Origin of the sequence: Pseudomonas sp. W2Aug9 (assembly GCF_023127755.1) — a bacterium.
Lineage (GTDB): Bacteria > Pseudomonadota > Gammaproteobacteria > Pseudomonadales > Pseudomonadaceae > Aquipseudomonas > Aquipseudomonas synxantha_A.
Window position 1 is genome coordinate 1 of the sequence record NZ_SPKL01000005.1, and the last position, 9315, is coordinate 9315.

Here is a 9315-nt window from a genome sequence, read left to right on the forward strand (position 1 = left end):
GCGGGGTGATGTTCCCGTGCCAGGCGTTTCATGGGCTGGGACAGCAAGTGGTGATGGCGCGCAGTGATGGAGTGGTGCGCCATGCCCGGGAACCGCAGGCAACGCCTGCACCTTCGGCCGAGAGTCACGCGCCAGCGTCAGCGCCTGCCAGGCGCGCCGAGGATGGGCGGCCCCTGCTGCTGGCATCGGTACGCGAATTGGTCGCCAGCAGCCTGCAATTTGAACTGGGCGACATTCGCGACGATGAACCGTTCGCCGATTACGGCGTGGACTCAATCACTGGCGTGGCGCTGGTTCGCCAGCTGAATGCACGCCTGGCAATTGACCTGCACACGACGTGCCTCTTCGATTACCCGAGTATCAACCGGCTCGTCGACTACATGCTGGGCCAATACCCGCAGTTCGCAACGCCTGCAACCGAGCCTACGGACGCCTTGCCGGTAACCCCGCCGACTGGCGAGCCGGCACAGCCAGCGGTTGATGACCAAGCCATTGCCATTGTCGGTATCAGTGGACGGTTCCCGCAGTCCCGAGATCTGGATGCCTTCTGGGAGCACCTGGCGGCTGGTGCCGACCTGGTCAGTACCGTGCAACGTTGGGACCCTCGGCATTGCTATGCCGGCGCAGACCAGGGCTGCGACCGCGGTGGCTTCATTGAGAGGATCGATGAGTTTGATCCACTGTTTTTCAATATTTCGCCTCTTGAGGCGACCTATATGGACCCTCAGCAACGTCTGTTCCTGCAGGAAGCCTGGAACGCGCTGGCCGATGCCGGGTGCCTGGGCGAACAGCGCCGCGCCGAGGTGAGTGTCTACGTCGGGTGCGAACAGGGCGACTATGACCAGCTGTTCGATGACATGCCGCCACCCCAGTCGTTCTGGGGCAATGCCCCCTCGATCGTGCCGGCACGCATAGCCTACTACCTGGACTTGCAAGGGCCGGCCATCACCATCGATACCGCTTGCTCCAGCGCGCTGGTGGCCATCCACATGGCCTGCCAGAGCCTGCTTGCCGGCGATACAAAGGTGGCCTTGGCGGGTGGGGTTTTCATTCAGTCCACACCTGCGTTTTACCAAAAGGCCAACCGGGCAAGCATGTTGTCGCTCACTGGCGCCTGCCATACCTTCGACAGCCGGGCGGACGGCTTCGTCCCTGGCGAAGGGGCAGGCGCGGTGGTGCTCAAACGCCTCGCCGATGCCCTGGCTGATCGCGATCACATCCATGGGTTGATCCGCGGTTCAGGTATCAATCAGGACGGCGCCAGCAATGGCATTACTGCACCGAGCGCGTTGTCCCAGCAGCGCCTGCATGAGTCGGTCTATGCACGCTATGGCATTGACCCGGCCACCGTGCAGTTGGTCGAAGCCCATGGCACCGGGACGCGCCTGGGTGACCCGATCGAATTCCAGGCGCTCAAGGGGGCGTTCTCCCGTTACACCCAGCGCAAGGGTTACTGCGCGATCGGTTCGGTGAAGTCGAACATGGGGCACGCCGCCACCGCCGCCGCCATGGCAGGACTGTTCAAGGTCCTGTTGGCGATGCGGCATCGGCAACTGCCGCCGTCCTTGCATTTCCAACACACCAACCCGGCCATCGATTTCGCCGACAGCCCCTTTTTCCTCAATCAGCACCTGGGCGATTGGCCCGCGATTGACGGGGCCCCGCGCCGCGCCGCGATCAGTTCTTTCGGGTTCAGCGGCACCAATGCCCATATGGTCCTGGAGCAGCCACCCCTGCGCGTCCACCAGGCCAGTCTGGTGCCGGCGGTACTGATCGTGCTCGATGCACGCACCCGCGAACAACTGCACCAGCGCATGGCGGACCTGTTGGCGTTATGTGAGCGGGACGCGTCATTCGCAGTCGTAGACATGAGCTACAGCCTGCTCACCGGGCGCCAGCGTTTCGAGAAGCGTTTCCATGTTGTGGTCGCGGACCGCGCCGAATTGATCGCTGCGCTGCGCAGAGGCATGCCGGCTGACACGGCCGATCTGGCCGAAGCACACCAGCGCCGATTGCAAGGCTTGTCTGCTCGCGCCACGGGTCAGTCTCTGTACTACTTGCAGCAGTTGGCTGTATTTGCCGATGCCTGGGCAGCCGGCCAGGCAGTGGACTTCGCACCGCTGTTCGACGCCCTGGATTGCCAGCGCATGCCCCTGCCGGGCTACCCCTTTGCTCGGGAGCGTTATTGGGTAGTGGAGGCGATGCCCGCCCAGGACAAGGCTACCCATCCGCTGTCGGCCGCCATGATGCCCAATGACGGGGCGGCCATGGTCTTGCGCCTGGAGGGTGACGAATACTTCCTTGATCAACACCGCATCAACGGCGAGCCGGTGGTGCCCGGGGTGGCTTTTCTGGAGGTGCTCGCCCTTGCACGTGCTGCACATACACCTTTGACACCACTGAGCCTGATCAACCTGGTATGGCAGGCACCCTTGCGCGTGGTCTCGGAGCCCGTCGAGGTACGGGTGACACTCGATGTTCAGAGCCGACACACAGGGCTTGGCGGTGTTGAGGTCCACTCCGGGCACCCTGCGCAGGTGCACTGCGCCGGCCACTACGCTGCGCCGGCCACCGCACCCGCTGCGCTTGATCTGGCCGCCCTGCGTGAGGCCTGCCGAACGGCACCTCATTCAGCACATGACTGTTACCGGCACTTCACTGGCCTGGGGGTGGATTACGGGGTGAATTTTCGCTGCCTGGTGGAGTACGCCGCCAGCGCCGATATCGACCATCCGCAGCAACTGTTGGTGCGCTTGGCGCGCAACCCCGGTGCGACCCCCAACACCGGCTGGCTGCTCGAACCAGGCCTGACTGATTCGGCGCTGCAGGCCGCCGCCCACTGGCTGGCGCGCGATTGGCCGGAGCCGCGGGCGCTGGTGCCGTTTTCCCTGGAGCGCCTGGATGTGTTCAGTGCCGCTGAACCGGTATGGGCGTATGCAGTGCGCCGCCAGGCGGCAGGTTGGGCGAGCGTTCCGGCCGTGGATATTCAACTGGCCGATGCCAACGGCACGATCTGTGCGCAATTGCAGGGGTTGAGTTTTCGCGCCCTACCGCCACCGCAGCATCCCGGCGGTACTTCGCTGGATGCCGGGGAGAGCACCCTGTGGACGGGGGACTGGCAGCCTCGCGAGGCCACCATGGCGTTACCTGATTCTGTTGGAGAGCGCCTGTTGATGGTGGCCGCCGCGCCGCAGCGACTGCTGATGGAGCAGGCGCTGCACGGCTTGCCCTGGCATTCGCTGGTGGAGAGTGAATGGCCTGTGGGCGAGGGCTATACCCAGGCCGCGATTTCGTTGATCACACACTTGCAGGCGCACCTGCGCAAGGCTGACGGCCGGCCGTTGCACGTGCAACTGCTGGTGGAGCCACATGGGCCTTGGGCACTTTTCGAAGGCCTGGCGGCTATTCTCGAAACGGCGGCATTGGAGAACCCGGCGCTGACGGTCCAGTGCCTGCTGGTGGAGATCCAGGCGCCATCGGCGTCGCTTGTGAATGTCGTGAATCAGGCGCTGGCCCTGGGCGATCCACGCTTACGCTGGTGTGACGGGCAGTGGCAGAGCTTTGTCTGGCGCCAGTTGCCGAGCGGCCCCGGTGTTGTGCCCTGGAAGGCGACCGGGGTCTATTTGATTACCGGGGGCGCAGGCGGCATGGGCCAGGTGCTGGCCGAAGAGATTTTCCGCCATGCACCCGGGGCGACCCTGGTGCTGGCCACGCATCGGCCAACAACGCTAGAGGGCTTGGCGCACTTACACCCCGCATTCAATCGCTTGCGTGAGCGTGGGGCGCGGGTCGAAGTGGTCACCCTGGAGGTCAGCGATCGGCTGGCCACCCAGGCCCTGGTCGAACGGATCCTTGAGCGTTATGGGCGGCTGGATGGCGTGGTGCATAACGCGGGGGTGACACGCGACGCTTACCTGTTGCAAAAGACCGCCGAAGACGTGCGCGAGGTGTTTGCGCCCAAGGTCCAGGGCGTGTTGAACCTCGATGCGGCCACCGCTGAGGTGGCGCTCGATTTCTTCCTGGTGTCTTCGTCCATCAGCGCGCAGTTGGGCAATGTCGGTCAAGCCGACTACGCAGCGGCCAACTGCTTTATGGATGGGGTCGTGCGCGCGCGCCAACGTCAAGCCGAGCAGGGCCTGCGACACGGCCTGAGCATGGCTGTGGATTGGGGATATTGGGCCGACGGCGGCATGCGTATCGATGCGTTGTCCCTGGGCTTGCTCAAGCAGGCCTGGGGCCTTCTGCCTATGCCACGCGACGTCGGGTTGCACGCGCTTTATCAGGCGTTCAAGCACCGCCAGGCGAACACGCTGGTGCACTACGGCGTTGCATCGAGTGTGCGGCGTCTGCTGACGCCGACGACGCATCGTGTCGAGCCGCTCGAGCAGTGGCTGCTGGCCAACGTGGCAGCGCTGACCGGCGTGCCCGTAGCTGACATTGACCTGCAGCAGCCGTTTGCCGATTACGGCTTCGACCTGCCTATGCGCCAGGCCCTGGTGCAGCGCCTGAGCGAGACACGTGACCTGGCAGGGCAGGGCGCCCGCCTTTTGCGCTGCGAATGCCTCCAGGCTTTGCTCGACCATATCGTGCAGCCGCCTCTTACCGATTTGACGGAGAAGACTCCCGCCATGGATACACGCGACGACAGCCAGACCCGACACGCCAGGGATTTCATTATCGGACTGCTCAGGACCGTGTTGGTGACCGTGACCCGGGTCAGCCCGGCCCAGCTCCAGGATGACCGGCATTTCGAACACTACGGCATTGACTCGCTGATGGTCATCCAGATGACCGCCGAGTTGGAAAAGTCCTTTGGCTCCTTATCCAAGACCTTGTTCTTTGAACACAGCTCGATCAAAGAGCTGGCCGATTACTTTACGCGCAGGCATGCCGAGCGGCTCGGCGAACTGGCCGGTAGTGGGCCCGTGGCTCCGGCTCCTACGGTCGCCGAGTCGACGCCCGTAGCGCCCGTGAACGCACTGCCGGACGCCTCGCTCGCGCAGCCGATCGCCATTGTCGGCCTCAGCGGCCGCTACCCCAAGGCTGAGGACTTGCAGGCATTCTGGCGTAACCTGGCCGAGGGTGTCGATTGTGTCACTGAAGTGCCGGCCGAACGTTGGAGCCTGGGCGACCTGGCGCAACCGGGACGCTTGCCCGGCGGTAAGACCCTGAGTCGGTGGGGAGGCTTCCTGGATGACGTGGACAAGTTCGACCCGCTGTTTTTCAACATCTCACCCCACGACGCCGAATACATGGACCCTCAGGAGCGTGTGTTCCTGGAGTGCGCCTACGCGACCTTTGAGGATGCCGGCATGGCCTTGGGCCTGCGTAGCCCCGGTGCATTGCGGCGCACCGGTGTCTATGTAGGGGTCATGTACCAGGAGTACCAACTGTTCGGTGCCGAGCAAACCTTGCGGGGGCGCCCTATGGCGTTGTCCGGCAGCAGTGCGTCGATCGCCAACCGGGTCTCCTGGAGCCTCGGGCTCAGTGGTCCCAGCCTGGCTGTGGATTCGATGTGTTCGGCGTCGCTGACGGCGATCCATCTGGCGTGCCAGGGCATTCGCAGCGGTGACTGCGACGTGGCACTGGCAGGCGGCGTCAACGTCAGCGTGCACCCCAACAAATACTTGGGCCTGGCCCAGGGGAATTTTGCCTCCAGCCAGGGGCGCTGCCAGAGTTTCGGTGAGGGCGGCGATGGGTATGTGCCGGCCGAGGGGGTCGGTGCGGTCTTGCTCAAGTCCTTGAGCCAGGCGGTGGCCGATGGCGATCGTATCTACGGCGTGATACGTGGCAGCCAGATTAACCATGGTGGCAAGGCCAATGGATTCACCGTACCCAACCCCAATGCCCAAGCCGATGTGATCACCCAGGCGTTGGCCGCCGCCGGCGTAGACGCCGCCGATGTGGGCTATGTCGAGGCCCATGGGACTGGTACGGCCCTGGGCGATCCTATCGAACTGGCGGGCCTGGCCAAGGCTTACCGGCACTACACCGACCAGACAGCGTTCTGCGCGTTGGGCTCGGTCAAATCCAACCTCGGTCATTGCGAAAGCGCTGCCGGCATCGCCGGCCTGACCAAAGTCCTGTTGCAAATGCAAAAGGGCCAGTTGGTGCCTTCGCTGCACAGTGAGGTACTCAACCCGGCCATCGATTTTGCCCAGTCACCCTTCGTAGTCCAGCGCCACTTGGCGCCCTGGCCGCGACGGGTGCGCCGCGTAGAGGGCGTCACCGAGGAGCGCCCACGCCTGGCCGGGTTATCGTCCTTCGGCGCCGGCGGTTCGAATGCACACTTGATCATCGAGGAATACCTGGCGCCGACGCAGCCTGAGTCGCAAAGCCGGCAGCCACTGCCGGTGGCCGTTCTGTTGAGCGGCGCCAACGCCGAGCGCCTGCAAGCCTCGGCCCGGCGCCTCCTGGCATTTTGCGCCGCGCCAGAAGCGCACGACCTGTCCCTGCACGACCTGGCCTATACCCTGCAAACCGGTCGAGAAGCGCTCAACGCGCGGCTGGGGTTCCTGGCACATTCTATCGACGATGTGCAGGCGTGTTTGCGCGAGTATCTGCAAGGGGCGCTGACATCCGGGCGTGTGCAGGTCGGGTCGGCCCGGCAGGATGAGAACCCGCTGGTTCGGCTGTTGGGCGAAGACGATCTGTCGGCCATGGTTGCGCAATGGGCGGCCACCGGGCAGCAGGACAAACTGTTGGCACTGTGGGTCAGCGGCGGCGATATCGACTGGCAGGCGCTGTTGCCCGGACGCTGGGGCAGGATCATTTCCTTGCCAGGCTATCCGTTTGCCCGCGAACGCTTTTGGTACACGGGGATCAATTCCGATATCGGCCAGCAGCACCCTCGCAGCCCCGGTGTGCAAGCGGCACCGCTCAGCGTGCTCAACTGTTCCGACCTGACGGGCCTGGGCTTTACCTGCCAGGTCAGTGGGCGAGACAGCTTTCTCGCCGATCATCACGTCCAAGGCAAGGCCATGATGGCGGGCTCCGCGTTTCTGGAACTGGCGCGAAAAGCAGCAGTAGCGGTGGCCACGCCTGACCAGCAGGGCGCCTTGGTGCGCCTGAGCGATGTGGTGTGGTTGGCCCCCCTGGTGCTGGAAGACGGCGATGCACAACTGCGGGTACGCCTGTTTCCCGATGACACCGTACGTGTGCGTTTTGAGATCGCCACGAGCGGCGCCCAGGCACAGGCGCTCAACGTACGAGGTGTCATTGAACAGGTGCCCATGCCGACCCGTCCCCAGGTGGACCTACCCGCCTTGCTCGCGCGGCTACGCAGCAGCGCCGACTTCCATGAGCGTAATCCCGGGCAGCTCTACGACGCCTATGCAGGCCTGGGCATCGATTATGGCGCAACGCACCGTTGCCTCAGCGCGGTGTATGTGGGCGACGGGCACGCCCTGGCCCTGATCGAGTGGCCTGCAGCGCAGCCGTTCGAGGCGAGTTACGGCCTGCACCCGTCAATGTTGGATGCGGCGCTGCAAGCGACGCGCGTATTGAGCGACGAAAGCGCACTACTGCAAGTGCCTTTCGCCCTGGACCAGTTGCAGGTGTTTGCTGCGTGTGAACCGCGCATGTGGGTACAGGTTAACCGCGACCCACAGCGCGAGAGTTATAACCTTGAGTTGTTCGATGAGCTCGGCTGGTTGTGCGCCAGCCTGCGCGGCCTGAAGGTTCGACAGTGGGCGCCGCCCGGTAATGGGGGGCTTGTCGAGGGGGACGAAGAGGTCGGGCTGCCGGCTGGCGAGGTGCTACTGGTGCCGCAGTGGAGCCCGTTGGCCATGCAGGCCGTCACTGCCTCGCCGACGGCCACACTGGTCATCGGTGCCGATGCTTCGCAACTGCGCAGCCTGGAGGGCGCGCAGGGGCCGTTGCTCAGTTGTGCGTCGGTACCCTCGGACAGTGTCGAGCAGTGGGTGACGCGATTCCAGGGGTTGCCGGCCTTCGATCGCCTGGTGCTAGTCATCCCACCGAGTGCCGCCCGGCACGCGGGCGATGAATGCCTGATCGATGAACAGCACGCGTGCGCCCTGGAGCAGCTGCGTATCGTGCAAGCGTTGCTGCGTTGCGGGTTTGACAAGCGTGCGCTGCATTATGTGGTGGTGACTCGCGACGCTTGGACGCCCCATGACGCCCAACCCGTACACGCCGCCGTCCACGGCCTGGCGGGCAGTCTCGCCAAGGAGATGCCGCATTGGACGGTACAGGCCGTAGACCTGGCGCATCAGGAGCGTCTGGCCCCCACACATTTGGCGGTGATGCCCGTTGACCCTGCGCATACCTCGCGGCGCCTGCGCGATGGCGTCTGGGAGGGCCGGCAGTTGCTGCTTCATCGGCCGCAGGCGTCCGCGCAGCCGGCTTATCGCAGCAACGGCGTGTATGTGGTGATTGGCGGCAGTGGCGGCATCGGCCAGGTGTGGACCGAAAGCGTGGCTCGCGAGCACGCCGCCCAGGTGGTCTGGTTGGGGCGCAGGGCATTGGATGCTTCCATTCAGGCAGCCCTTGATCAGGTTGCGCTGCACGGCCCACGTCCGTTTTACATGAGCGTCGACGCCACAGATGCCGGGCAGTTGCAACAAGCCTGCGAGCAGATCCTGAGCCGCTTCGGCCGTATCGATGGCCTGGTGCATTCAGCCATCGTGCTGGACGATCGCAGCCTGGCGAATATGAGCGAAGACCAACTGCGGCGCAGTTTGCAGGCCAAAGTCGATATCAGTGTACGCATGGCCCAGGTGTTCGGTGGCCAGGCACTGGATTTCGTGTTGTTCTTTTCGTCCTTGATCGCCTTCACGCGTAATGCCGGGCAAGCCAACTACGCGATGGGGTGCGTGTTCAAAGATGCCCTGGCGCGGCGCTGGGGAAGCAGCGGGTCGGTACCGGTCAAAACGTTGAACTGGGGCTATTGGGGGAGCATCGGCGTGGTGTCGTCAGCGGCCTACCGGCAACGCATGGAGCGTGAAGGCATTGGCTCCATCGAGCCGCGTGAGGCCATGCAGGCGGTGCGCACGTTGCTGGCCAGCCCACTGGACCAGATGGCATTCATCAAGACGTTGCGGCCGATCACCCTGGACGGCAATGCCGAGGCCGATCAGTGGGTCAGCCAGGCAATGGTAGCCAACGGGCCTTTGCACATTGAGGCTGATGTGGCGCAGTGGGTAGCTGCCGATGGTGCGCACGCTGCGGCCTTGCAAGACAAATACCGCCGCGACGCACAGCGCGAACGACTGCCGCAATGCCAGGTACTTTTGGTGCAATTGCAGGCAGCCGGGCTGTTCGACCAACCCACACCGCAGACCACCCAAGCCCTGT

General features: G+C 64.3%; 1 protein-coding gene. It reads left to right on the top strand.

Annotation, left to right across the window (positions count from 1 at the left end):
• Positions 1–9315: SDR family NAD(P)-dependent oxidoreductase (locus tag E3O56_RS03150; protein ID WP_248127831.1), on the top strand; the 9315-nt coding region annotated here is incomplete at both ends.